This window comes from Embleya sp. L77, from assembly GCF_055557415.1.
The window spans coordinates 2065559-2090845 of the sequence record NZ_CM145709.1; the positions used below are offsets into that span (position 1 = coordinate 2065559).

19 protein-coding genes are annotated in these 25287 nt (G+C 71.3%); 8 read left to right on the forward strand and 11 right to left on the reverse strand.

The features are described 5' to 3' along the window. Positions 1-168: 168 nt before the first annotated feature. A complete protein-coding gene (locus ACZOOI_RS08350) occupies positions 169-1923 on the reverse strand; it encodes a penicillin-binding transpeptidase domain-containing protein (protein WP_465280118.1) in 1755 nt (584 codons plus the stop codon). A gap of 110 nt (positions 1924-2033) precedes the next feature. On the opposite strand from ACZOOI_RS08350, the gene ACZOOI_RS08355 reads away from it, so the two are divergent. Beyond that, positions 2034-2981 carry a LysR family transcriptional regulator gene (locus ACZOOI_RS08355; RefSeq protein ID WP_391581330.1) on the forward strand — a complete coding sequence of 316 codons (948 nt, stop codon included), beginning with the start codon at positions 2034-2036 and terminating at the stop codon, positions 2979-2981. Further along, entirely contained in the window at positions 2978-3913 is a 936-nt protein-coding gene (locus tag ACZOOI_RS08360) for a serine hydrolase (RefSeq protein WP_465280119.1), read from the forward strand. The genes ACZOOI_RS08355 and ACZOOI_RS08360 overlap by 4 nt, the downstream gene beginning before the upstream one ends. A 99-nt stretch (positions 3914-4012) precedes the next feature. On the opposite strand, the gene ACZOOI_RS08365 is transcribed toward ACZOOI_RS08360, so the two are convergent. Further along, the gene (locus tag ACZOOI_RS08365; protein WP_465280120.1) at positions 4013-4798 is read right to left on the reverse strand and encodes a TetR/AcrR family transcriptional regulator; all 786 of its coding nucleotides are present in this window, start codon (positions 4796-4798) and stop codon (positions 4013-4015) included. A gap of 160 nt (positions 4799-4958) precedes the next feature. On the opposite strand from ACZOOI_RS08365, the gene ACZOOI_RS08370 reads away from it, so the two are divergent. The 5 genes from ACZOOI_RS08370 to ACZOOI_RS08390 all read left to right on the forward strand — a co-directional run bounded on the left by ACZOOI_RS08370 (position 4959) and on the right by ACZOOI_RS08390 (position 12789). Beyond that, the gene (locus ACZOOI_RS08370) at positions 4959-5552 is read left to right on the forward strand and encodes an NADPH-dependent FMN reductase (protein ID WP_465280121.1); all 594 of its coding nucleotides are present in this window, start codon (positions 4959-4961) and stop codon (positions 5550-5552) included. Between the two features lie 48 nt (positions 5553-5600). Beyond that, positions 5601-7193: an MDR family MFS transporter gene (locus ACZOOI_RS08375; protein WP_465280122.1), complete on the forward strand. Its 1593-nt coding sequence runs from the start codon at positions 5601-5603 to the stop codon at positions 7191-7193. Positions 7194-7263: 70 nt separating this feature from the next. Then, positions 7264-8268, forward strand: coding sequence for a methionine synthase (locus tag ACZOOI_RS08380; RefSeq protein WP_465281146.1), 1005 nt, complete (start codon positions 7264-7266; stop codon positions 8266-8268). Between the two features lie 82 nt (positions 8269-8350). Continuing rightward, positions 8351-10549, forward strand: coding sequence for an NAD-dependent DNA ligase LigA (gene ligA / locus ACZOOI_RS08385; RefSeq protein ID WP_391581323.1), 2199 nt, complete (start codon positions 8351-8353; stop codon positions 10547-10549). Positions 10550-10680: 131 nt separating this feature from the next. Then, entirely contained in the window at positions 10681-12789 is a 2109-nt protein-coding gene (locus ACZOOI_RS08390) for a putative bifunctional diguanylate cyclase/phosphodiesterase (RefSeq protein WP_465280123.1), read from the forward strand. Between the two features lie 165 nt (positions 12790-12954). Here ACZOOI_RS08390 and ACZOOI_RS08395 read toward each other — a convergent pair whose 3' ends face one another. Continuing rightward, positions 12955-14811: a glycoside hydrolase family 71 protein gene (locus tag ACZOOI_RS08395; RefSeq protein WP_465280124.1), complete on the reverse strand. Its 1857-nt coding sequence runs from the start codon at positions 14809-14811 to the stop codon at positions 12955-12957. Between the two features lie 453 nt (positions 14812-15264). Here ACZOOI_RS08395 and ACZOOI_RS08400 point away from each other — a divergent pair, with 453 nt between their 5' ends. After that, complete coding sequence (locus ACZOOI_RS08400; RefSeq protein ID WP_465280125.1) at positions 15265-16455, forward strand: amidohydrolase family protein; 1191 nt, start codon at positions 15265-15267, stop codon at positions 16453-16455. A gap of 24 nt (positions 16456-16479) precedes the next feature. Here the strand turns inward: ACZOOI_RS08400 and ACZOOI_RS08405 are convergent, their stop codons facing one another. The 8 genes from ACZOOI_RS08405 to ACZOOI_RS08440 form a co-directional block, all read right to left on the reverse strand. Next, the gene (locus tag ACZOOI_RS08405) at positions 16480-17670 is read right to left on the reverse strand and encodes a DUF2330 domain-containing protein (RefSeq protein ID WP_465280126.1); all 1191 of its coding nucleotides are present in this window, start codon (positions 17668-17670) and stop codon (positions 16480-16482) included. A gap of 426 nt (positions 17671-18096) precedes the next feature. Then, positions 18097-19209 carry a tRNA 2-thiouridine(34) synthase MnmA gene (gene mnmA / locus ACZOOI_RS08410; protein WP_465280127.1) on the reverse strand — a complete coding sequence of 371 codons (1113 nt, stop codon included), beginning with the start codon at positions 19207-19209 and terminating at the stop codon, positions 18097-18099. 160 nt (positions 19210-19369) lie between these two features. Next, positions 19370-20557, reverse strand: a complete 1188-nt coding sequence (locus ACZOOI_RS08415; RefSeq protein ID WP_465280128.1) for a cysteine desulfurase family protein — start codon at positions 20555-20557, stop codon at positions 19370-19372. A 13-nt stretch (positions 20558-20570) separates the two neighbouring features. Further along, the gene (locus ACZOOI_RS08420) at positions 20571-20813 is read right to left on the reverse strand and encodes a hypothetical protein (protein ID WP_465280129.1); all 243 of its coding nucleotides are present in this window, start codon (positions 20811-20813) and stop codon (positions 20571-20573) included. Positions 20814-20931: 118 nt separating this feature from the next. Further along, complete coding sequence (locus ACZOOI_RS08425) at positions 20932-21606, reverse strand: trimeric intracellular cation channel family protein (protein WP_391581312.1); 675 nt, start codon at positions 21604-21606, stop codon at positions 20932-20934. Between the two features lie 36 nt (positions 21607-21642). Then, positions 21643-22989: an ABC transporter ATP-binding protein gene (locus ACZOOI_RS08430; RefSeq protein WP_465280130.1), complete on the reverse strand. Its 1347-nt coding sequence runs from the start codon at positions 22987-22989 to the stop codon at positions 21643-21645. Positions 22990-23132: 143 nt separating this feature from the next. Continuing rightward, on the reverse strand, positions 23133-24233 hold the full coding sequence (locus ACZOOI_RS08435) for an ABC transporter ATP-binding protein (RefSeq protein WP_465280131.1): 1101 nt from the start codon (positions 24231-24233) through the stop codon (positions 23133-23135). Continuing rightward, positions 24233-25240 (reverse strand): ABC transporter permease, encoded by a 1008-nt coding sequence (locus tag ACZOOI_RS08440; RefSeq protein WP_465280132.1) that lies wholly within the window; start codon positions 25238-25240, stop codon positions 24233-24235. Before ACZOOI_RS08440 ends, ACZOOI_RS08435 begins: the two co-directional genes overlap by 1 nt. Positions 25241-25287: the final 47 nt, after the last annotated feature.

Sequence of the window (25287 nt, forward strand, 5' to 3'; positions counted from 1 at the left end):
TCGGGCCGTGCGGCCGACCGGGGCAACGACCTCGGGCAGGCCGGCCTGCGGCCCGCTGTCCTCAAGCGCCGGACGGGCTACTTGGCCTCAAACGCCGGCCGGGCTGGATTTTCGGCCCGGTCGGCGTTTGAGGTTGCCGTATCGGCGCGGTGAAAGTGGGCTTTCGGGTCAGGGGAGGGTGGACAGGATGTCGTGGACTATCGGGCCTGCCGAGCCGCTGCCGGTGATGCCCGCCTCGACCAGGCAGGCGATCGCGACGTTGCCTCGGTAGGCGACCAGCCAGCCGTTGTTCGGGCCGTCCTCGGTCACCTCCGCGGTGCCGGTCTTGGCGCCGACGTCGCCGGGTAGGTCGGCCAGCACCTTGGCCGAGCCGTCGGTCACCGTGGCCCGCATCAGCTTGCGCAGGTCGGCCACCACCGGTGCGCTCAGGCCGCGGGCCTCGGCCGTGGGCCGCTGTCCCTTGATCACCACCGGCTGGCGGAACTTGCCCGAAACCGCGGTGGCCGTCGCCGAAGCCATCACCAGCGGGTTCGCCTGCACCGTGCCCTGGCCGAACATCGCGGCCGACTTGTCGGTTTCGTCCACCGGCAGCGGGACCTTGCCGTCGAAGGACGCGATGCCCGTCTTCCACTCCCGGCCGATGCCGAAGTGCTCGCTCGCGAACCGGCTCAGTTCGTCGGTGCCGAGCTTGCCGCGCAGGCTGACGAACGCCGTGTTGCACGAGTGCATGAAGTCCTCGCGGAACGTGGCGCCGCGGATCTCCGAGGTCTCCACGTTGTGGAACTGCTTGCCCACGGTGAGGTATTTGGGGCAGTCGACGACATCGCTCGGCTTGACCGCGCCCTTGTCGAGCAGGGCGGCCGTGGTGATCACCTTCATCGTCGAGCCCGGCGCGTACCGCCCCATGAAGGCCCGATTCATGCCGGTGGTCGGCGCGTTCGCAAGGGCGAGCACCTCGCCCTTGTCGATGCTCAGCGCCACCAGGCCGACCAGCCGGCCCTTCGCATGCCTGGCCACCGCCGTGTCCGCCGCGCGTTGGAGCCGCGGGTCGATCGTGGTGGCCACCGGGCCACCGCCGGCGGCCGGCTTCGGCGCACCGAACTCGGCCTCGGTGGACTCGACCGCGCCGGTCTGACGGTTGATCAGTTGTACCGACCCGCCGGCCGATCCGCCCGCGCCGCCGGTCGCGCCGAAGATCGGGGTCAGCGACGGGTGGTCGGCCGGCGACAACACGCCTCCGTCGCGGTCCAGCACCTTCACCGTCGAGCCGCCCGCCGCGCCCTTGGTCAGCCGGAACTTGGCCGCCGCGCCGAGTTTGGGATGCACCAGCGACGGCTGCCACTTCACCAGCCACCCGCCCGGCCCGCCGCCCTTGGTCAGCGCCAGCGTCGAGGCGTAGTTCCAGGTGCCCAGCCCGCCGACCGGCATCGCCGCGCCGAACGGCACCGCCACCTCGCCGCCGGTCGCCGCCTTGGCCGGCCCCGGGGTGAAGGTGGGCGCGGCTATCTCCAAGCCGACGGTGAAGCTGCGCAGCGTGGTCTCGGCGGACTGCGGGTTGTCGGTCAGCGCGGCCGCGTCCGCCCAGCGCCCGGCCGCCCAGTGGTCGAGGAAGACCCGCGCCGCCCGATCCGCCTCGGCGCCGCCTGCTCGCGCCGGCCCGGCCCGGTCCTCGTCCGAGTCGCCGAACCAGCGATCGGCCGCGGCCCAACCGCCGCCGCCCAGCACCAGCGTCCCGGCCACCAGGAGCGCCGGCCAGGCCCGTCGCCGCCTGCCGGCCCGCCGGGACCGTCCGGGCCGCCGCCCCTCCCGGAGCGTGTTCGGCCCGAGCGGCGACGGCCGGTCCGAGCCCGCCCCCGCCCGCGCCCGTTCGGCCCGATCCGCTCCCGCCGACCCGCCCACCCCGTACGACCTGTCTGCCGTCATCTCCGGCCCTCCCGATCTCCGCGTGCTGCCAGGAGAACAGGGATTCGGCCGGACGGTCCAAGACCGTTATCGCAACGGATCCGATAGGCGGACGACTATCATTGCCGGTCATGGACCTGCTCCGGCACCTCCGGTACTTCCGGACCGTTGCGGAGGAGGGACATGTCGGTCGGGCCGCCGAGCGGCTGCGGATCGCCCAGCCGTCGTTGTCCCAGCGCATCCAGCGACTGGAACGCGAACTCGGCGTGCGGCTGTTCGACCGCAACAGCCGCGGGGTCGCCCTCACCCCGGCCGGCCGGGTCGTCCTGGCCGAGGCGGCCGAGCTGCTCGCCGCCGCCGACCGGCTCGGCGGCGCGGTGGCGGGGCTGCGCGGCGGCAGCACCGGCGCGATCCGCGCGGCGGTGCCGCCCGATCTGGGCGGCGCGGCGGTCGCGGCGATCCTGACCGGCTTTCGGGAGCGCTCGCCGGGCGGCGCCCTGGAATTGCGCGAGCTGACCACCGCTCGGCAACTGCGCGAGTTGGCGGCCGGCACGCTGGACGTCGGCCTGCTCCGGCATCCGTGCGCGGTGGCCGATCTGGAGGTGGGTCCGATGCTGCATCAGCCGCTGGGAGTGCTGCTGGCGGCCGGGGATCCGCTCGCGGCCTCGGCCGAGGTCGCGCTCGCCGATCTGACTGGGTGTGAGCTGGTGCTGTTTCCCCGGGAGTTCGCCCCGGCGCTGTACGACGAGACGCTGACCGCGTGCGCCCGGCACGGCTGTACGCCGGCGCTCGTGCACGATGTGGCCGGCGGCGACTTCGCCCGGGCACTGGTGTTGTCCGGCGCGGCGGTGGCACTGGCGCCGCCGACCACGCCCGACCCGGGCACGGTGTGGCGCCCGCTGGCGGGCACGCCGCTGGCCTGGCGAACGTCGACCGCCTGGCCGCGCGGCGCCGACGGGCCGGCCGTACGCGCATTCACCGAGACCGCGCATGCGGCCCTTCGGCGGCATGCCGGGGTGCTCGGCGAGCGACCGGGGCGGCCGGTCTTCCCTCGTCCGGCTTCGGAGTTCCCGCTGTGACCGGGTCCGGTGCCCCGCGTGGCGGCGTCCGACGTGCCGTTCGGAGCCGGATCGCCGACGCGTTCGCCGACGCGGGGGTGAGCGGTGTGCTGCACGCGGTCGACATCGACGCGGGCACCGAAGTCGACCTGGGCGCGGACACCTTGCACAGCACGGCGAGCCTGCACAAACTGTGCCTGGTGGCCACGCTGTTCCGGGAGGCGGCGGCCGGCCGGGTCGAGCTGACCCGGCGCGTCGAACTGCCGGCGGGCGCGGAACGCAGCCCCGGGGGCACGGGTGTGGCCGCGATGCTCGACCCGGTCGCCATGTCGCTGCGCGACCTCGCGTCGCTCGCGATCGCGGTGAGCGACAACGCGGCGGCCGACGCGCTGTGGGACGAACTGGGCCTGGACACGGTCAACACGACCATGGCCGAGTTGGGGCTGACCCGCACGGTGGCGATCGAGCCGCTGCGCGAGATGTACGCGGGAATGCGGGAGGACGCCGGGCCGGCGGGGCCGGCCGGGCTGGTCGACCCGGCGGTCGTGGCCCGACTGCGGGCGCTGGATCCGCTCCGCTCCAACCGGGGCACCCCGCGCGACCTGACCCGACTCCTGGGCGCGATCTGGCGGGACGAGGCGTGTGCCGGCGAGTACGGGGTCGGACTGCGGCGGGTGCTCGGCCTCCAGGCGTGGTCGCATCGGCTGGCGTCCGGATTCCCGTTCGACGACGTGCGGGTGTCCGGGAAGACCGGGACGCTGCCGACGATGCGGCACGAGGCGGGAGTGGTCGAGTATCCGGACGGCGGCCGCTACGCGATCGCGATCTGCACCCGCGCGGCCGACACCGCAGCGGCCCTGCCGGCCGCCGACGCGGTGATCGGAACGGCGGCCAGAATGGCGGTCGACGCACTCCGACTCGTGGAGCGCGCAACCACCGCCACCGGCCGCTGACCGCCGGCCGGCCGGCGCCGCGCGTACCGGATCCCCGCCGTGCGGGCCCTACCGGTTGCGGTAGACGTCGCGGCGATTGGGATCCCGTTGCCTCGCAGGTCAGATGCCCAGGCGGGTGGCGAGGCCGTCGAGGATGCAGTCGAGGGCGGTCTCGAATTGCCAGCGCGGATCGTCCTTGCGCCGGGCGGCCCCGAGGTACGCGTGGAAGGTGGGGTATCGGCCCGTGCTCATCAGGTAGGTCATCTCCGGGGCCAGGTGCGTTCGCAGTGCGTGGTTGTCGGCCGCGCCCCGCACCTCCATCAGCCGCAGGGTGGCCACCTCGGCGGCGGTACGGCCCTGCACGTACGCGCCGACCGTGTCCACGGCGACCATCAACTCGTCGGGCGGTAGGTCGAGTTCGGCCAGCGCAGCCATCCCCCACTCCACCGTCGCCAGTCGGTTCGGCGTGAGCGAGATCGCCGCCCGCGCCGACGGCAGTTGCACCAGCCACGGATGCCGCAGCACGATCTCGCGCGTGCTCGTCGCGAGCGTGCGCAACGTGGCCCGCCAGCCCGCGCCGGTCTCGGGCGCGGTCAGCTCGCCGTAGACCCGGTCGACCATCAGCTCCAACAGGTCGTCCTTGCCCGACACGTACCGATAGGCCGCCATCGGCGCGACGCCCAACTCGGTCGCCAGCCGCCGCATCGTCACCGCGTCGATGCCCTCGGCGTCGGCGATCGCGACCGCGACCTCGGCGATCCGGCCCGAGGTGAGCACGGTACGCGGAGCGGGAGTCGGGTTCTCCAGCCGCTCCCACAGCGAGACCCGACGTTCGCCGCCCGCATCCGGCCCCGCCGCCGCCTCCCCTGCCTCTGCCGGTGACGACTTCTTCTTCTGGCCGGCCATGAGTGCGGTCCTTCCGAAGGGCGATGGGTGCGGCGATACGGCGCATGCCCCGGATACGTCGGGGGTTCTGCGTACAACGTATCAAGAGTAGACGTCGTACACGCCACTGTGTACGTTGTATTCCGATGGATACGCTGTACACGAACATCGAGGAGTCACCATGCCCGCCACCACTCCCCTGCGCCTCGCGATCATCGTCGGCAGCACCCGGGAGGGCCGCTTCGCGCCCGTCGTCGGCACCTGGATCCGCGCCCGTGCCGCCGAACGCGACGACCTGACCGTGGACGTGGTCGACCTGGTCGAGACCCCGCTGCCCACGGTGTTCCCCGCCTTCGGGCAGCCGCCGGCGCCCGGCACCGCCGAACTGCTCGCCGAGGTCTCGCCCCGACTGGCCGCCGCCGACGCGTTCGTGATCGTCACGCCGGAGTACAACCACAGCTTCCCGGCCGCGCTGAAGAACGCGATCGACTGGCACAACCCGGAATGGCACGCCAAGCCGGTCGGCTTCGTGTCCTACGGCGGGGTGTCCGGCGGTCTGCGTGCGGTCGAGCAGTTGCGGGTCGTGCTCGCCGAGCTGCACACGGTCACCATCCGGGACACGGTCAGCTTCCACGGGCACTGGGACAGGTTCGACGCCGAGGGCGACGCGGTCGACCCGGCCTCGGACGCCGCCGCGAAGACCATGCTCGATCGGCTCGTGTGGTGGGCGCACGCCCTGCGCGACGCCAAGGCCGTGCGCCCGTACGCGGCCTGACGCCTGCTCACCCGTCCGAACCCCACCACCCACCACGGGGGCAGCGCCATGTCACACGAAACCGACACCCCACCCACCAGGATCCCCTTCGGCATCGTCGGCCTGGTCCTCGGCATGTTCCTGGGCATGCTCGACGGCACCATCGTGGGCACCGCACTGCCCACCATCGTCGGCGACCTCGGCGGGCTGGACCGGCTGTCCTGGGTGGTCACCGCCTACCTGCTCGCCGCCGCCGCGACCACCCCGATCTGGGGCAAGCTCGGCGACCTCTACGGTCGCAAGGGTGTGTTCATGGCCTCGATCGGCGTGTTCCTGGTCGGCTCGATGTTCTCCGGGACGGCCCGGGACATGAACGAGCTGATCCTCTTCCGCGCCGTCCAGGGACTGGGCGCGGGCGGCCTGATGGTCGGCGCCTTCGCGCTGATCGGCGCGCTCGTGCCGCCGCGCGACAGCGGCCGGGTGCAGGCGCTGTTCGGCGCGATCATGCCGATCGCGCTGGTCGGTGGACCACTGCTCGGCGGCTTCCTCACCGATCACCTGAACTGGCGCTGGGCGTTCTACGTCAACGTGCCGGTCGGCCTGCTGGCGCTCGGCATCGTCGGCGTCGGCATCCGGCTCGACACCGTGCGGATCAAGGCCCGGATCGACTACGCCGGCGCCGCCCTGCTCACCACCGGCATCGTCGCACTGACCCTGTTCGCCGGCTGGGCGGGCACCACCTACGCGTGGACCTCGCCGCAGATCCTCGGCCTGGCCGGGCTCACCGTCGTGGCGCTGGCCGCGTTCGTCCCGGTCGAGCGGCGCGCGGTCGAACCGATCATCCCGCCCCGGCTGTTCGCCGACCGCAACTTCGCCGTGGCGCAGGTGCTGAGCTTTCTGGTCGGCGCGGTGATGATGGCCGCGACCAACTACCTCCCGCAGTACATGCAGTTCGTCCGGGGCGCCTCGCCCACCGCGGGTGGCCTGCTGCTCCTGCCGCTGATGTTCGGCATGCTCGGCGTACAGATCACCAGTGGCCGACTGATCAGCCGGACCGGTCGCTACCGGGTCTACCCCATCCTGGGCGGCGCGCTGATGATCGTCGGAGCGCTCGTGCTGCTCGGCCTCGGTGTGCACACTCCCACGGCCGCGGCCTCGGCACTGACCCTGGTGATCGGCGTCGGTGTGGGCTTCGTGATGCAGAGCACCATGCTGATCACGATGAACAGCGCCGACCCCCGCGACCTCGGTGCGGCGAGCGGCACCGCAACGCTCACCCGCACGATCGGCGGCTCGCTCGGCGTCGCGCTGCTGGGCGCGGTGTACGCGCACCGCTTCGAAGGCAGCCTGGGGTCGCAGGACGGCCGGCCGGGCTCCGCCGGGGCCGACCTGACCCCGGCCGCGCTGCGCGAGTTGCCCGCCGCCACGCGGGACGCCTTCCACACGGCGGTCACCAGCGGCCTGCACGGCGTGGTGATCGGGCTGGCGATCCTGTCCGTGCTCGCGTTCGGGTTGTCCTGGTTCGTCCGCGAGGTCCCGCTGCGCTCGGCCCCCGGCGCACCGGATGGACCCGCCGCGTCGGAACCCGCGGCCGACACCGCGTCCGAAGTCGCGGCCGACACCGCTCCGGCACCCGCGGGGGTGCGCGCCGGGTCGAACTAAGCTTCCGAGCGTGGACACCCCAGAACGTACTTCTCCCTGGTCACCCGGCAGCGCCACCGGGGTCGGTTCCATGCCCGGTGAGGACATCCGCGAGACCGTCAAGATGGTGCTCGGCCTGCTGACCGACCTGCCGCACCTGCCCGAGTTGCCCGCCCGCGGGCCCGGTGCCGACCTGACCGGCCGCTCGGCCGGGATGCTGGTCGACCTCTACACCGACGTGCAGCCCTCCGGGTGGCGCTTCGTGGACCGCCCCGGACGCGACCACCGCCGGGCCCGCTCGTACCTGGGCCAGGACCTGGACGCCCTGGAGGAGTTCACCCAGGGCTACACCGGTCCGCTCAAAATCCAGGTCGCCGGTCCGTGGACGCTCGCCGCCACGATCGAACTGACCTACGGCGACAAGGCGTTGGCCGACCCGGGCGCATGCCGGGACCTGGCCGTCTCGCTCGCCGAGGGCATCCGGCTGCACGTGGCCGAGGTGGGCCGGCGGATCCCGGGCGCCGACCTGGTGCTCCAGTTGGACGAGCCCGCGCTGCCCGGCGTGATCGCCGGCGACGTGCCCACCGCCAGCGGCTTCGGCCGGCTGCGTGCGGTGGACAAGGCGGTGGTCCGGGACACGTTGCGGGACGTGATCGCGGTGGCGGGCGTACCGACCGTCGTGCACTGCTGCGCACCGGGTACGCCGGTCACGCTGCTGCGCCAGGCAGGTGCGGCGGGCGTCTCGCTCGACTTCTCGCTGCTGCAACAGTCCCAGGACGAATCGATCGGCGAGGCGGTCGAGGCCGGCTTCCGCTTCTTCGCCGGGGTGGTGCCCGCGCTGCCCCCGGAGAGCGCGGCGTCCGAGGTCGAGCCCGGTGTGGGAGCGCGGCCACTGTCCGACCCGCCCGGTACCGTCAGGTCTGTCGGAACGTTGTGGAACAGGCTCGGTTTTCCGCCGGAGTCCCTGGCCGAAGCCGTCGTGGTGACCCCCACGTGTGGCCTCGCCGGTGCCTCTCCGGCGCATGCCCGAGCCGCTCTGTCCCACAGTGTGGCTGCCGGCCGGGTGCTTCGGGACGACCCCGAAGGCGCCATGTAGCGAATCGCGGCGGCGCGCCTGGGCGGCCCGCCCGCGGGACGCCGCGAACCCAATCGAACTGGTGGCGCTGGAGGGCGACGACGTGGCTGGTGCGACGACCGGAGTGGACGAGATCCCGGCCGAGGTGCGCGAACGCGCCGCGACCCTCGCCCGTGAGCTGGAGGAGCACCGCTTCCGCTACTACGTGAAGGACGCGCCGGTCGTCAGCGACGGCGAGTTCGACGCGCTGATGCGGGAGCTGGAGGCGATCGAGGAGGAATACCCGGCGTTGCGCACGCCGGATTCGCCGACCCAGAAGGTCGGCGGCACGTACTCGACCGACTTCGCCTCGGTGGACCACCTGGAGCGCCTGCTCAGCCTCGACAACGCGATGAACGAGGACGAACTCGACGAGTGGGACGACCGACTCACCCGCGAACTGGGCACGGGGTCGTTCCACTACCTGTGCGAGCTCAAGATCGACGGTCTGGCGATCAACCTGCTGTACGAGAACGGCCGGCTGGTGCGCGCGTTGACGCGCGGAGACGGCCGGACCGGCGAGGACGTCACGCCGAACATCCGCACGATCGCCGAGATCCCGACCCGGCTGCGCGACGACGGCGGGCACGACGTGCCCGAGCTGGTCGAGATCCGCGGTGAGGTGTTCTTCCCGATCGAGAAGTTCGACGAACTGAACGCGCGACTGGTCGAGGCCGGCGAGAAGCCGTTCGCCAACCCGCGCAACGCCGCTGCCGGATCGTTGCGGCAGAAGGACCCGCGGGTGACCGCGTCGCGGCCGCTGCACATGATCGTGCACGGCATCGGCGCTCGCCGGGGCTTCGACATCGACTGCCAGTCGCACGCGTACGAGCGCCTGCACGCGTGGGGGCTGCCGACCGCGCAGCACAACAAGGTGGTCGACACGATCGACGAGGTGAAGGAGTTCGTCCGCTATTACGGCGAGCACCGCAACTCGGTCGAGCACGAGATCGACGGCATCGTGATCAAGGTCGACGAGATCCCGATCCAGGGCCGGCTCGGCGCGACCTCGAAGGCGCCTCGGTGGGCGATCGCGTTCAAGTATCCGCCGCAGGAGGTCAACACCAAGCTGCTCGACATCGAGGTGGGCGTCGGGCGTACGGGTCGGGTGACGCCGTATGCGGTGATGGAGCCGGTGACGGTGGCGGGGTCGGTGGTGGCCTACGCGACGCTGCACAACCAGAACGTGGTCAAGGCCAAGGGTGTCTGGATCGGCGACACCGTCGTGCTGCGCAAGGCCGGTGACGTGATCCCGGAGATCCTCGGCCCGGTCGCCGACCTGCGCCCCGCGGACGCCCGTGAGTTCGTGATGCCGACCGAGTGTCCGGAGTGCGGCACCGAGTTGCGGGCGATGAAGGAGGGCGACGTCGACGTACGTTGCCCCAACGCCCGGTCGTGTCCCGCACAGCTGCGCGAGCGGTTGTTCTATCTCGCCGGCCGCAAGGCACTCGACATCGACGGCATGGGTTACGTCGCGGCGACCGCGCTGACCCAGCCGTTGGAGCCGGCCGAACCGCCCGTGGTCAACGAAGGCGACCTGTTCTCGCTGACGGTGGAGCAGTTGCTGCCGATCAAGGTGGTCGTGCGCGAACAGCGGACCGGCATGCCCAAGATCGACGAGAAGACCGGCGAGCCGAAGGTCGTGTCGTTCTTCGCCAACCAGAAGGGCGAAGCCAAGCAGACCGTCGCCACGCTGCTGGAGGGCCTGGAGAAGGCCAAGACCCAGCCGCTGTGGCGGATCCTGACCGCGCTCTCCATCCGACACGTCAGCGACACCACCGCACGGGCCATCACGAGCGGCTTCCACGACCTCGACCGGCTCGCCGCGGCCTCCGAGGAGGAGATCGCCGCGGTCGACGGCGTCGGCCCGATCATCGCCAAGGCGGTCACCGAGTGGTTCGCCGAGGACTGGCACCGCGAGATCATCGAGAAGTGGCGCGCGGCCGGTGTGCGACTCGCCGAGGAGGGCGCCGACGAGGAGAAGCCACCCGGCCCGCTTGACGGAATTGTGACGGTCGTCACCGGAACTCTCACCGGGTACACCCGGGACAGTTCCAAGGAGGCCTTGGAACAGCGCGGTGCCAAGGTGACGGGTTCGGTCTCGAAGAAGACCGACTTCGTGGTCGTGGGCGACAATCCCGGCTCCAAATACGACAAGGCCGTGCAACTGGGCCTGCCGATCCTCGACGACGAGGGCTTCGCCGTACTCCTGGACGAGGGGCCCGAGGCGGCCCGTGCGTGGGTGGCCGAGCGCGCCGGCTGAAAGCGCTCCCTCGCACCGCCGGAACGACCTACCCTGGGCGGGAGCCTGCCCATCCGGCGGCTCGGTGCCCCACAGGCGTACCCGTCCCGGCGCCCGGGATGCCGCCCGACGAGGCCGCAGGGAGCAGGCGCATGGGTCGGATCGGCAGGACGGACCTGTCGCGACTGGCGCGACCGCGCGCGTTCTTCATCCACACCGGGATAGTGGCGCTGGCCGGCGTTTTCGCGCTCGTCGTGCCACCGGCGATCGCCGTGGCCGACGGTCGTTGTCCGGTCCCGCTGACCCCCGGCGTGTGGATCATGCTCGCGCTGGTGTCGATCGACGGCGTGTACACGGCGCTCACGCGCCGGGGGTTGTACATCCCCGGCGCGATGCCGTCGATCGCCATCACGTTCGGCCTGCTGCTCGTGCACGGCTGGCAGGTCGCCGCGCTGTGGCAGACCGTCCCGGTCCTGGTGTCCGGCCTGCTCAGAGGCGATTCGTGGTGGCGGATCGGCTACACGATGGGCCACTACGTACTCGCCTTCGTCGCCGCCGACGCGGTGCTCGGGTTGTTCGACATCGAGCCGGGCCCGGACCAGGCCCGCGGGCTGCGTGTGGTGGACTTCCCGGTGGTCGCGCTGGCCGGGCTTGCGATGGCGGCCGTGTCCCAGACGTCCGGGTGGCTGGCGCGGGCGAGTTGGCGCGGGACGAGTGTGTTCACGCTGATGCGGGCCGAGGTGCGGGCGCGGCTGGTCTCGCACGGCGCGCTGATCGGCCTGTCCCCGCTGATCGCCGTGGTGACCGCCGAACAACCTTGGCTGCTCCCGCTGTTCGTACTCCCGCTGCACGCGCTGTACCGCAGCACGATGGTTCGCTTCGACCGCGAGCAGGAGTCGCGGCACGACGCGCTCACCGGTCTGCCGAACCGGCGGTTGTTGTTGGAGCGGGGTGAGGAGGCACTGGGTCGGGCCGGCGGTCGTGGCGGCCGGGTCGCGCTGTTGCTGCTCGACCTGCACCGCTTCCACGAGGTCAACGACACCCTCGGACACGTCGCGGGCGATCGGCTGTTGCAGCAGGTCGGCGCGCGGCTGGAGACACTGGTCCGCCCGGGGGACACGGTGGCCCGGCTCGGCGGCGACGAATTCGCGCTGCTGTTACCGGGGTTGGACATGGGCTCGGATCGACAGACCGCGCAGGAACTGGTCCTGGGCCTCGCACATCGCATCGTGGACCGGCTCGGCGAGCCGTTCGACCTGGACGACTTGACCCTGGACGTGGAGGCCAGCGTCGGCGTGGCGATCTTCCCGGACCACGCCAGCGATGTCCTGGGCCTCCTGCAATTCGCCGATGTGGCCATGTACTTGGCCAAACGCTCGCGCAGCGGCGTGGAACTCTACGACGACTCGCGCGACGTGAACACCCGGGACAAGCTGCTGCTGCTCGGCGATCTGCGCCGGGCGTTGGACAACCACGAGGTCGAACTGCACTATCAGCCGAAGGTTCGGCTCGTGGACGGCCGGGTGGACGGCTGCGAGGCACTGGTGCGCTGGCGGCATCCGACCCGGGGGCAGGTCTCGCCCGAGGAGTTCGTCCTTCTGGCCGAACAGACCGGGCTGATGCCCCGACTCACCCGTTACGTGGTGGACGTCGCGCTGGACCAGGTGGCCCGCTGGCACGCGGAGGGCATCGACGTCCCGGTCGCGGTGAACATCTCCGCACGCGACATCCATGTGCCCTCGTTCGCCGACTCGGTGGCCGCGGGACTGCGCGAACACAACGTGGCGGCGGGCGCGTTGCAACTGGAGATCACCGAGCGGGTGCTGCTGGAGGAACCGCAGCGGGCCGCCGAATCTCTGGACGCACTGCGTCGGTTGGGCGTGCGGCTGTCCCTGGACGACTTCGGTACCGGCTACTCCTCGCTCGTGCACCTGCGGCACATCCCGGTGAGCGAGATCAAGATCGACCGCTCGTTCGTGGCCCGCCTGACCATGAACGAGGAGGACGCCGCGATCGTCTGCTCGATCGTGCAACTGGCCCACTCGCTGGGCCTGCGCGTGGTCGCCGAGGGTGTCGAGAACGAGGCCACCTACCAGCGGCTGCGCGAACTGGGTTGCGACGCGGCCCAGGGCTGGTTGATGTCCAAGGCGCTCCCGGGCGACGAGGCCACCGCATGGCTCCTCCGCCACGGCGCAGGCGCCCACGCAACCCCCGCGGCCCCGATGGAACTCCACCACCACCGCCGAGCGGACGTCGGCTGAACACGACGGGTGCCCTCCTGGCGGCACCCCGACCCGGGTGCCACTCGCGCGAGCGCCGACGGCCCGAACGGCCCGACGGCCGCCGAGTGCGGAACGGAACACAGGGGTTCCGCCCCGCAGTCGGTCGGCGGCCGGGCCGGGTCGGGTCGGCTCCGGGTGCCCGGGTCAGCCCGTCGGGCCGCGTCCGCTACTCGAGCCTCGGTAGCCGAGGTCCTGCCGGACGAAGTCCTTCACCACGGCGTGTGGTGACGTGATCGTCGCGGTCGTCCTGCCGGCTCGGACCACTGCGGCGGAATTGCTGCCGTAGGCCAGCGGGAACAGCTTCGCCTGGAGGCCGGCGGTGGCCTGATAGGGCTGCGCCTTTCCGCCGATGGACGCGTTCACCGTCGCAGGCGCGGTCAGGAACGAGAGCACCTCCACCGTGTCGCGCGGGCTGTTCGTCCCGCTCCTGGGGTTCATCAACCTGGTCTGCCCGCCGGAGGTGGGCCGAGCCGCGGCGAATTGCACCCGATGGGTCAGATAGACCGTGTCCCGGGTGATCACCGGCCAGGCGCCGGTCTTGAGCCGGGCCAGGTAGTACGCCGAGATGTCCACCCACGTGTGCCCCGAGTTGGCGGACGGCGCGAACTGGGTGCCCTCCGAGTAGTCGTTCCAGGTGGTCAACTGCACCCAGTCCGTACCGCCGTCGATCGCATTGGTCCACGTGGTGCGCAGGTTCTCGGTGTTGTTCGCCTCGTCGTAGATGCCCTGGTTGGGCCGCTCGTCCTGGACCGCCACCGGCTGCATCCAGATCTTGCCGAGGCTGTGTGCCTTGGCGATGTCCTGCTTGATGTTGCCCTGCCGATTGGGGCTGCGATTGCCCCAGTTGGAGAAGCCGTAGCTGACGGCCGCGTACTTGTCGGCGTTCGCACCGAAGTTGAGGAACACCGGCACGAGCGCGACCTTGGTCTTGTACGTGTTCGCCATGATCGCGTTGAAGTCCGCCCACCACTGCGGCGAAACCTGCTCGGCCTTGAACGGCGACACCACGACCCGCCCGTCCGCCAACCGCTGCACCACCTTGGACGCGGCCAGTTCGTTCATCGACGCCGCCAGCGCGGCGGGTGTGATGTCCTTGAGCGCGGTCATGTCCGGCATCACCACGATGTCGAACTCCGGATCGACCGTCTCCGCCGCCTTGATCAACGTCTTCAACCGGGTCCAGTGCGCGCTCGTGGTGGACAGCACGTCCACCGTGAAGCCGTCGATGCCGGCCGCGGTCGCCTCGCGCACCTCCTGCTGCATGTCCTGCAACGTCCAGTCGCCGGTGCGCACATCGCGCGGCTTGGGCCGGTCGCGCAGGAGTCCGCCGTAGGCGGCGTGCTTTCCGCTCTCTCCGTTCGGATCGAGGTAGTTGCGGGCGTAGTAGTCCCGATCCGCCGGCGCGTTCTCGAACGAGGCGGGATAGGGGGTGAAGTAGTGCGCGTACACCTTCTTGGTGCTCGCGCGCAGCGCCGCCGTGGACGGCATCGCGAACGGAAGCGGCCCGGCGGAGGGGGCGGGCGCCGGGTCGGATCCCTCGGTCCAGGTCACGGTCGCGCGCGGCGCTTCCTCGGGTTTGCCGCGGGACGACTGGAAGACGGCATGCGCACCGCCGGCCGAGGTCACCGCGAAGGAGTAACTGCCGTTGCCGGTGAACGCTCCGGAGACGTCGATCGGTGCGCGCTGCCAGGCGGTGAAGCCCTGTCGCGTCCCGACCTGTGCGCCGAGCGCCGGTTGGTTGTTCCAGGTGAGCTTGTCGGCCTGCCAGGGTGCGGTGACCTTGTGCACCCGCACGGTCGTGTCCACCGTGCGGGCCGGGGTGAACTCCAGGGCGAGCTTCACATCACGCGCGCCCGCCGGCACACCCGACACGTCGACGCGGACGAACGCGCGTTTCTCGGCGTTGACTTGGCCGTCACAGGTGGCCGTACACACCGACAACCACGTGACATCGGCGTGCGGTTTGGCCGGTCCGGCCTGACTGACGTAGCTGTCCTCCATTCGGATCGTCGCGGATGGGCCGTCGTCCTGCCGGCCCACCGCCACCCCGACCGTCGCGGCAATGCCGACCGCGAGGAAGACGGGCAGAATTCGCTTTCGTAGACGAACCCGCAATGAACCCTCCGAGGGTTGCGACGTGTTGTTCCGACCTCTTCGGTCGCACCGGTGCGGGACACCTTCACGGCTGCCGAGCACCGCTCGCCGGGAGCCGTCTCGGCTCCGCACGCGGTCGCGTGAAGATTAGGGGACCGGCGAAGTTCGGACAACGAATGGCTCGAAGTCGTCCGTCTCGGAAAGTCCACGTGCGGAATATGGACCCGTCCCGGATCCCGTCTGCGATTCCGTCTGTGGTTCCGTCTGTGGTTCCCTCTGTGATTTCGCAATCGCCGGATTCCGGGATCCTCCGGATTATGGTGCTGTTCGAGGGACGAACCCGAGGAATGGGGGAACGAGATGTTGGTGATCCGAGCAGCACGCGCCTTCGACGGCGAACGGGCGCATCCCGGGCCGGTATCCGTCTTCGTGGCGGACGGGCGAATCGTCGGGCTGGAGTCGGGCGAAGCTCTCGTACCGGACGGCTGGAACCTGGTCGAACATCCCACGGCGACCGTCCTGCCCGGCCTGTTCGACCTGCACAGCCACCTCGGCGGCGACAGTCGCGACGGCGCGCTCGACCGGCTGCCCGAGTACTCCCCCGAACAACTCGACGCGGTGATCACCGACTCGTTACGCCGCGAACTGGCCGTCGGGGTAACCGTGGTACGCGATCTCGGCGACCGTGACTGGTCGGTGCTGCACCGGCGCGATCGGGCGGGCGACGGCCTGCCCGCGCCGACGATCCTGGCCGCCGGACCGCCGATCACCAGTGCCAAGGGGCACTGTTGGCGATTCGGCAGCGAGGCCGTCGGGCCCGATCGACTGCGTGCGGCCGTTCGGGAGCGGGCCGAGCGCGGCGTGAACGTGGTCAAGGTGATGGGCACCGGCGGCACGATGACCCCGGGCACCGACCTGATGCGCTGTCAGTTCACCTCGACGGAACTGCGCCTGATCGTGGACGAGGCGCACGCCGCCGGACTGCCGGTCACCGTGCACGCACACAACCTGCCCGCCGTCGAACAGGCCCTCGCCGCAGGCGCCGACGGCATCGAACACTGCACCTGCCTGACCGACCGGGGCGTGCGGATCTCCGACGACCTGCTGCACCGGCTCGCGGCGCGGCAGGTCGCCGTGTGTCCCACGCTCGGTACCGACCCGGACGCGCTCCCGCCGCCGGCGGTACGGGAGTTGCTGGAGCGCATCGGACTGACCCGGGAGGTCCGGCTCGCCCTGGTGGCGCGCGCACACCGGGCCGGGGTCCGCGTCGTCTCCGGAGCCGACTCGGGAATCAGCGCCGCCAAGCCGCACGGGAGCCTGCCGGCCGCCATCGCCGACCTGGTCGCGGGCGGCATCCAGGCAGCCGAGGCGCTCGCGTCGGCCACCTCCGTCGCCGCCGACACCGTCGGCCTCGGCGGGCGCAAGGGCCGCCTCCGCGCCGGCCACGACGCCGACCTCCTGCTGTGCGCCGGCGACCCCCTCGACCGCATCGAAGCACTCACCTCCGTCACGGCGGTCATGGTCGGCGGCTCGTGGGCGGACCTCGCCTGAACCCTCGGTGCCGTGGACGGTGGATCAGCTCGGCGCGTACGTCGGGCGCGGCGGGACCGGACCGGGTGCGGTCGGTGGCCTGCGGGTGATGCGGCGGCGGCGCCACACCAGGCCGGCCGCGAGCAGCACGACGAGCGCGCCGAGTACCGACAGGAGCCAGGCCGGGATCCCGACGACGGTCAGCAACTCGTCGCGGTAGGTGGCCCGTTGATAGCCGCTGTCGTGTGCGGCCGGGCGCAGTTCGTGGTCGTCGACGATGCTTGCCGGGGTCGGGAAGTTCTGGTCGAACGCGGTCAGGAAGGCCGGCTTGCCGTCGATCGGCGCCAACCGGTCCGCGATACCGGCCGACTGCCCGGCGGACGCCGATCGTGCGGCGTCCGGCTTGCCCGCGTACAGCACGTTCGGGGGCGCGCCGCCGATGTCCGAGCGCGGCTGCATGCGGTGTGCGGCGACCACGTACAGCCGCAAGTGCTGCGGCACCTTGGCCAGTCGGGACAGGCGCATCGGATAGACCAGCCGATCCGAGGCGAAGCTCAGGTGCAACGGATCCAGGCTGCCGCGCAGCGTGGCCGGCCGGGCGCCGCTGCCGGCGGGCGCCTCGGGCGCGAGCCGGATCGCCACGTACTCCCAGTGCTGCCGCACGTACGGCTCCAGCGCGGTCGCGAGCGCGGGAGGCAGGTGGAAGCCGTTCTGCGTGAGCCAACTCCCCAACGCCTGCGGGTCGTCGGCCGCGAGGCGTGCGACGTCGAACGGGCCCAACCGCTCGCGCCCGACCACCTCGACCCCACCGCCACCCGGCGCCGCACCGGAACGAGGAGACCTGTCCCCGCCGCCCGAATCGTCGGAGAGGGGCCAGTCACCCGACCTCGGCCAGAAGTAGTGCCGAACCCGCTCGACAGGTGCCACCACCCGCTCCAACTCACCGAACAGCGCGCTGTTCCCGAGCGTCACGCTCGCCCGCGACGGCACCGGCATGATCCAGGCCGCCTGTTCCGCGTCCCCGGACACGGTCAGCTGCATGTCGATCTCCTCGACGCGCCCGTCCCAGCGCACCACCGAGGTCTCCTGACCCACCGTCAGCGTCCGCCCGCCGGCCGGCACCGCCGCCCCACACCCGCAAGCCCATGCGGGCTGCGCCACCATCAGCACCTGGATCGACACCACCGCCAACACCAACCGCAGCACCCGATCCCACCAGGCCCCCCGTACACCCATCACGCACCATCCCCATAGCCGCACAGCGAACACCCCTGCGACGCACCCCACCCCGCCCCGGTTCCCCACACGAACGGCACCCCCTCGCAGCGGGGGCACGCCCGGGCGCGGCCACGAAGCGACTCGCACGATGGCAGGGGTGGGCGCGCGCGAAGGCGGGGACGGGCGGCGTGGACTCGCGGGAGCGCGGAGGCGGGCTCGCGGACCGGGACCGTGGGCGTGTATTCGACAACCTTCGGACGCCCACGATCAACTTTCGTTGCTCCCGCACCCGTGTCGGGGGCCGGCATCGTCAGGGCTACCCAGACAGCCCGCACGGCGTCGAAGGCGGTGCGGGCACGTCGTGCGGGCACCCATCGGCCCCCGGGTACATCCCCGGCCCGGGGGCCGATTCCCCATGGCCGACTGCGAATCCCGACTCTGCCCCTACGCCGTCCCGTCGATCGTCGCCGAGCCGATGACGCGTGTCCCGTCGTAGAGGACCACCGCCTGGCCTCGGGCGATGCCCCGGATCGGCTCGGCCAGTCGCACGCGGACCTCGGCGCCGACCGCCTCGGCGATCGCCGGGGTTTCCTCGCCGTGGGCTCGGACCTGGGCCGTGCAGGCCACCTCGCCGACCGGGGCCGGGCCGCACCACCTCGGCCGGATGCCGACCAGGCGGTCCACGTCCAGCGCCTCGACCGGGCCGACCGTGACGGTGTTGCTCACCGGCGAGATGTCCAGCACGTACCGCGGCTTGCCGTCCGCCGCCGGGTGGCCGATTCGCAGGCCCTTGCGCTGGCCGATCGTGTACGCGTACGCGCCGTCGTGCTCGCCGAGCTTGGTGCCGGTCGCATCCACGATGTCGCCGCGCTCGGTGCCCAGGTGCTTGGCCAGGAAGCCCTGGGTGTCGCCGTCGGCGATGAAGCAGATGTCGTGGCTGTCCGGCTTCTGCGCGACCGCGAGGTCCCGTCGCTCGGCCTCCAGTCGCACGTCGCCCTTGGTGTCGCCGCCGAGCGGGAACATCGCGTGCGCGAGCTGGTCGGTGTCGAGTACGCCCAGCACGTACGACTGGTCCTTGCTCATGTCGACCGAGCGGTGCAGCTCGCGCGAGCCGTCCGGGTGCTCGACGATCTGCGCGTAGTGCCCGGTGCACACCGCGTCGAAGCCGAGCCCGAGCGCCTTGTCGAGCAGCGCCGCGAACTTGATCTTCTCGTTGCAGCGCAGGCACGGGTTCGGCGTGCGTCCGGCCTTGTACTCGGCCACGAAGTCGTCCATGACGTCCTCGCGGAAACGCTCGGCCATGTCCCATACGTAGAACGGGATGCCGATCACGTCCGCGGCCCGCCGCGCGTCCCGGGAATCCTCGATCGTGCAACAACCCCGGGCGCCCTCGCGCAGCGTCGCGGGTTTCGCCGAGAGCGCGAGGTGGACACCGACCACGTCGTGTCCGGCCTCGACCGCTCGCGCGGCGGCAACGGCGGAGTCGACCCCGCCGGACATGGCGGCGAGCACCCGGAGGCGGCGGCCGTTGGCAGGAGGAAGCGTGTGATCAGACATAGCGCCTCAAGAGTACGTGGTCACCCCGCCGACCCCCGAGGGGATTACCCGAGCCGAAGCCGCCCCCGAGCGAATCACCCGAACCCGAGCCGCCCCGACCGACACCCGGCCCCGACCGACGTCCAGCCCTGACCAACACCGGCCCCACCCGAAGCCGGTCCTACCGGCGCGCCGCCACCGACCCCGCGGATCGGGCGCGGGTGACCACCGGCAGGATCGCCTCGGCCAGTTCGGTGACCTCGGCCTCGGTGGTGGTGTGTCCCAGGCTGAACCGCAGCGAACCGCGGGCCCGGGCGCTGTCCGCGCCCATCGCGAGCAGTACGTGGCTCGGCTGGGCGACGCCCGCCGAGCAGGCCGAACCGGTCGAGCACTCGATCCCGCGCGCGTCGAGCAGCAGCAGCAGCGAGTCGCCCTCGCAGCCCGGGAAGGAGAAGTGCGCGTTGCCCGGCAACCGGTGTGCCGGGTCCAGCCGCCGATCGCCGTTGAGTTGCGCGTCCGGTACCGCCGCCACGATCCGCCGCACCAGTTCGTCTCGCAGTGCGCCCACCCGCCGCGCGTACTGTGCCTGTTCGCGGACCGACTCCTCGGCCGCCACGGCAAGCGCCGCGATCGACGCGGTGTCCAGCGTGCCCGAGCGCACGTCGCGCTCCTGGCCGCCGCCGTGCAGCACCGGCACCGGCGTGATGCCGCGGCCGAGCACGAGCGCGCCGCAGTTGCCCGGCCCGCCCAGCTTGTGTCCGGTGACGGTCATCGCGTCCAGACCGGTCGCCGCGAAGTCCACCGGGACCTGGCCGACCGCCTGGACCGCGTCGGAGTGGAACGGGATGCCGAACTCGTGCGCGATCTCCACCAGCTCGGCGATCGGCTCGACCGTGCCGACCTCGTTGTTGGCCCACATCACCGACACCAGGGCCACCGACGCCGGATCGCGTTCGATCGCCGCCCGCAGGGTGTCCGGTTGCACCCGCCCGTCGGCGTCCACGTCCAGCCACTCGACCTCCGCGCCCTCGGCCGACTCCAGCCACAGCACGGGGTCGAGCACGGCGTGGTGCTCCACCGGACTGACGAGTATCCGTCGCCGCGCCGGGTCCGCCGCGACGCGCGACCAGTAGATCCCCTTGACCGCGAGGTTGTCGGCCTCGGTGCCGCCCGCGGTGAAGACGATCTCGCTCGGTCGCGCGCCCAGCGCATGGGCCAGCGACTCGCGGGACTCCTCCACCGTGCGGCGTGCGCGTCGCCCGGACGCGTGCAGCGAGGACGGATTCCCGAGTCGGGCAAGCTGTACGGTCATCGCCCGGATTGCCGAAAGGCGCATCGGGGTGGTCGCCGCGTGATCGAAGTAGGCCATCGCACTGCGCAGCTTAGTCGGGTACCCGCGGGCGCCGGCGCGGGCGGCCGTACACCCGTCCGTATCGCGGCCCTCCGGGCAGGAATCGGCCGAGCCACAGGCGCCAGGACGGCAGCATCGCGGTCGTGTACGCGACGAGTCGCCGGCGCAGGCGCGCGTCCTTCGGATCTGGTTGTCTCGGCCGGTGGTCGTAGGTCAACGGCTGCTGGATCTCCCACACATCCTGGTGCAACGTCCGCCGAGGCAAATTGGGCACGGTCCACCCTTATGAGTGGAGGCATTGCGCCTGCCGGCCGAGCGGCGCAGCCCGGGGCCGCGGGCCCGGCGAGAACGCCCGATCCGGGGCGGCACGAGCGGTCGCGGGCCGCCGCCGGCTACTGCTCCTCGGCGCTGGTGCCCGAATTACGGCGCCACGCGCGCGGCGCCCGCCACCCGCGCCGGAGCGCGAGCACGCGAAGCAGGAACGCGAAGGTCACCGCCGCCGTCGCGGTGACCGGCCCGAACAGGTCGAACTCGATCAGCGCGGCGGTGATGCCGGCGCCGAGCAGGGCCGGGAAGGTGTAGATCTCCCGGTCCCAGCGCAGCAGCGTGGGCACTTCGCGCGCCAGCACGTCGCGCATCGCGCCGCCGCCGACGGCGGTGGTCACCCCGAGCGCGGCGGCCGGGATCGGATTCAGGCCGTACGCGTACGCCTTCGCGGTGCCGGTCACGCAGAACAGGCCGAGCCCGGCGGCGTCCAGTACGTCGATCGCGGACATGATGCGTTCGACCTGGGGATGCAGGAAGAAGACCAGGCCGGCGGCGAGCAGCGGCGTGGTGAAGTAGCCGAGGTCGGTGAAGGCCGCCGGTGGCACCGACCCGATGATCACATCGCGCATCACCCCGCCGCCTAGGGCGGTGACCTCGGCGAGCAGGGTGATCCCGATGACGTCGAAGTTCTTCCGCACGGCCATCAGCGCGCCGGCCGCCGCGAAGACGAAGATGCCGATCAGGTCCAGGACCTGCTGGAGCGTGTGGTGGAAGATCTCGGGCGGCACCTCGGGCGACATAACGGATGTTCTACACCGCCGGGTACGGTCCGTTACTCATGGGGCCGGTGTGGGCGGTGTGTCCTCCCCGTCGGGCTTTCCGCCGGGCTTCCCGTCGGCCTTGCCCTCGGCTTTTCCGACGGCCTTTGGTGCCGGCTCCGGTGCGGCCCCCGCAGCCTCGGGGTCGGCGTCCGTCGAAGCCGCGTCCGGCGCCGGTGCGTGCGCCACGGGAGCATCCGTCGTGGGCGCAGCCACGCCAGGCGCGTCCCCGGCGGCCCCATCCGGCACAGCCGCATCCTTCGTGGCCGTCTCGCCCGGCGACGCCGCCCTCGGCTTCACCAACTCCACCACCTCACCCGCGCCATCCCCCGCCGGCACGTTCTCCGGGAAGTGGCAGGCCACCTGATGCCGTCCGGCGATCTCGGCCAGCGGCGGTTCCCGGGTCTTGCAGATGTCCTGCACCTTCCAGCACCGGGTGTGGAAGCGGCAGGCCGGCGGCGGGTCCATCGGGCTGGGCACGTCGCCCTTGAGCAGGATGCGCTCGCGGGTCTCACGCCGGGCCGGGTCCGGAACCGGGACGGCGGACATCAGGGCGACCGTGTACGGGTGCTTGGGCGAGGTGTAGAGGTCCTCGCGGTCCGCGATCTCGACGATCTTGCCGAGGTACATCACCGCGACCCGGTCGCTGGTGTGCCGAACCACGGACAGGTCGTGCGCGATGATCAGGTAGGTCAGCCCGAACTCGCTCTGCAGGTCGTCCAGCAGGTTGACCACCTGCGCCTGGATCGACACGTCCAGCGCGGACACCGGTTCGTCGGCGACCACCAGCTTGGGCCGCAGTGCCAGCGCGCGGGCGATGCCGATCCGCTGCCGCTGGCCGCCGGAGAATTCGTGCGGGTAGCGGTTGTAGTGCTCGGGGCTGAGACCGACCAGTTCCAACAGCTCCTGCACGGCCTTCTTGATGCCGCCCTCGGGGGTGACCTTCTGTAGCCGAAACGGCAGCCCGACGATGGTGCCGACGGTGTGCCGCGGGTTCAGCGAGGACTGCGGGTCCTGGAAGATCATCTGGAAGTCGCGCCGCAGCGGCCGCAGTTGCCCGCGGGAGAGCCCGGTGATGTCACGCCCGCCGAACTCGATGGTGCCCTCGGTGGGATCCAGCAGCCGCATCACCATCCGCCCGGTGGTCGACTTGCCGCAGCCCGACTCGCCCACCAGACCGAGCGTCTCGCCCTCGCGAATGTCGAAGTCCAGCCCGTCCACGGCCTTGACCGCGCCGGCCCGGCGCCGGGTCACCCCGGACCGGATCGGGAAGTGTTTGCGCAGCCCGCGCACGCGCACCAGCACGTCCCGCTCCCGCGCGTTCGGGGAATCGGCGGCCGCCTCGGCGGCCTGCGCAGCTTTCACGTCGTCTCCCGCTCGGGCGCCCTCGGTCACTTCAGCGTTCCCGTTCCCTTTGTTTCCGGCCCTACGACCAGCCGTACGACCGGCCGCGCGGCCGTCCGTGTGCCCGGCCCCGTGCCCGTCCGCTTTCACGTTCGCCGTCTCGCTCACAGGCGCGGCCTGATGTCCTCGGTCCAGATCCGCTCGCGCTCCCGGATGTCCAGGTGGCAGGCGGTCCGGTGGCCCGGCTCGATTTCGAGCAGCCGGGGGACCTCGGTCTTCTCGCGCCCGTCGTTGTGGTCCGCGTACGGGCAGCGGGTACGGAACGCACAGCCCGAGGGCAGCGAGATCAGGCTCGGCGGGCTGCCCTTGATCGGCATCAGCCGTTCCTGGCGCTCCCGGTCGAGCCGGGTCAGCGAGCCCAACAGGCCCCAGGTGTACGGGTGTCGGGGCTGCTCGAACAGGGTCCGCGAGGGGCCGTGCTCGACCGCGCGGCCGGCATACATCACCAGCACGTCGTCGGCGAGTTCGGCGACCACGCCCAGGTCGTGCGTGATCATCACCACCGCGGAGTTGAACTCCCTTTGCAGGTCCCGGATCAGGTCCAGGATCTGGGCCTGGACGGTGACGTCCAGCGCGGTCGTCGGCTCGTCCGCGATCAGCAGTTCCGGGTCGCAGCTGAGCGCCATCGCGATCATCGCGCGCTGGCGCATGCCGCCGGAGAACTGGTGCGGGTAGTCGTCCACGCGCCGGTCCGGACGCGGGATGCCGACCCGGCCCAGCAGGTCGATCGCATGCGTGCGGGCCTGCTTGGCGGAGACCTCGTTGTGCACCTGGTAGGCCTCGATGATCTGGTGGCCCACCGTGTAGTACGGGTGCATCGAGGACATCGGGTCCTGGAAGATCATCGCCATCCGGCGACCGCGCATCAGCCGGACCTGCTCGGGGGTCGAGCGCACCAACTCCCGGCCGTCCAGCCAGATCTCGCCGCCGATCCGGGCGCCGGTGTTGCCGTGCAGGCCCATGATCGCCAGCGAGGTGACGCTCTTGCCGGAGCCGGATTCGCCGACGATGCCCAGAGTACGACCGCGTTGGAGCGCGAAGTCCACTCCATCGACGCTGCGCACCAGGCCGTCGTCGGTGGGGAAGTGCACGGTCAGGCCGCGCACTTCGAGGAAGTTTTCGGCGGCCGGCGGCGGGCCGGCCGGGGCGAGCTTGGGTGTCTCGGCCGCGGTGTCCCGCTTGCGGCGCGGTAGCAGTCGGGGCATCAGGTCCTCACCCGGGGATCGACGACCGCGTAGAGCAGGTCCACGACGAGGTTGGCCAGGATCACGAAGATGGCGGCGATCATCGTCACGCCGAGCACTTCGGGCAGATCCTGTTGCGTGATCGCCTCGACGGCGAACTTGCCGATTCCGTCGAGCGAATAAACCTGTTCGGTCAGGATCGCGCCGCCCAGGAGCAGCCCGACGTCCATGCCGAAGATGGTCAGGATCGGCGTGAGCGCCGCGCGCAGCCCGTGTTTGACGATGACGTCCCGCTCCCGCAGACCCTTGGCCCGCGCGGTGCGGATGTAGTCCTCGCCCATCGTTTCGAGCATGCCTGCGCGGGTGAGCCGGGCGTACAACGCCGCGTACAGGAACGCCAGGGTCAGCCAGGGCAGCACCAGGTTCCAGGCCCAGCTGCCGGGATTGTCGAAGAACGGCACGTAGTGCACGCCCTTGAAGATCGGCCATTGATAACTGAACAACGCCAGTGCCACCAGGCCGGTGAAGAACGGTGGCAGGGACACGCCCGCGAGCGCGAAGCCCATCGAGAAGCGGTCCCAGAGGCTGCCGCGTTTGAGCGCCGAGATCACCCCGATCGAGACGCCCGCGAGCAGCCAGATCACCGCGGCGCCCGCGGCCAGCGACAACGTGACCGGGATCCGGTCCTGGAGCCGCGGCCACACCTCCAGGTTGTTGCGGAAGGAGAAGCCCAGGCACGGCGGCGCGCAGTGCACCTTGCGTACGCCGGTGTCGTAGTCCTTGCCGGCGATCATGCCCTTGACGAACTTGCCGTACTGCTCGGGCACCGACTTGTCCAGCCCGAGGCTGTGCTTGACCTGCGCAATCGCCTGTGGGCTGGGCGATTTGCCGACGTACCGCGCGGCGAGTTGGTCGCTTGTGGCGCCTCCCAGACGCGGAATGAGGAAGAAGATGGCGAAGACCGCCATGGTGACGATCAACAGGAGCACCACCGCTCCCGCCAGTCGCCTGAGCAGATAGAAAATCATGAGCCGGCGACCCGGTCCGGTGCGGGGAGCGGGATCACCACTCCCCG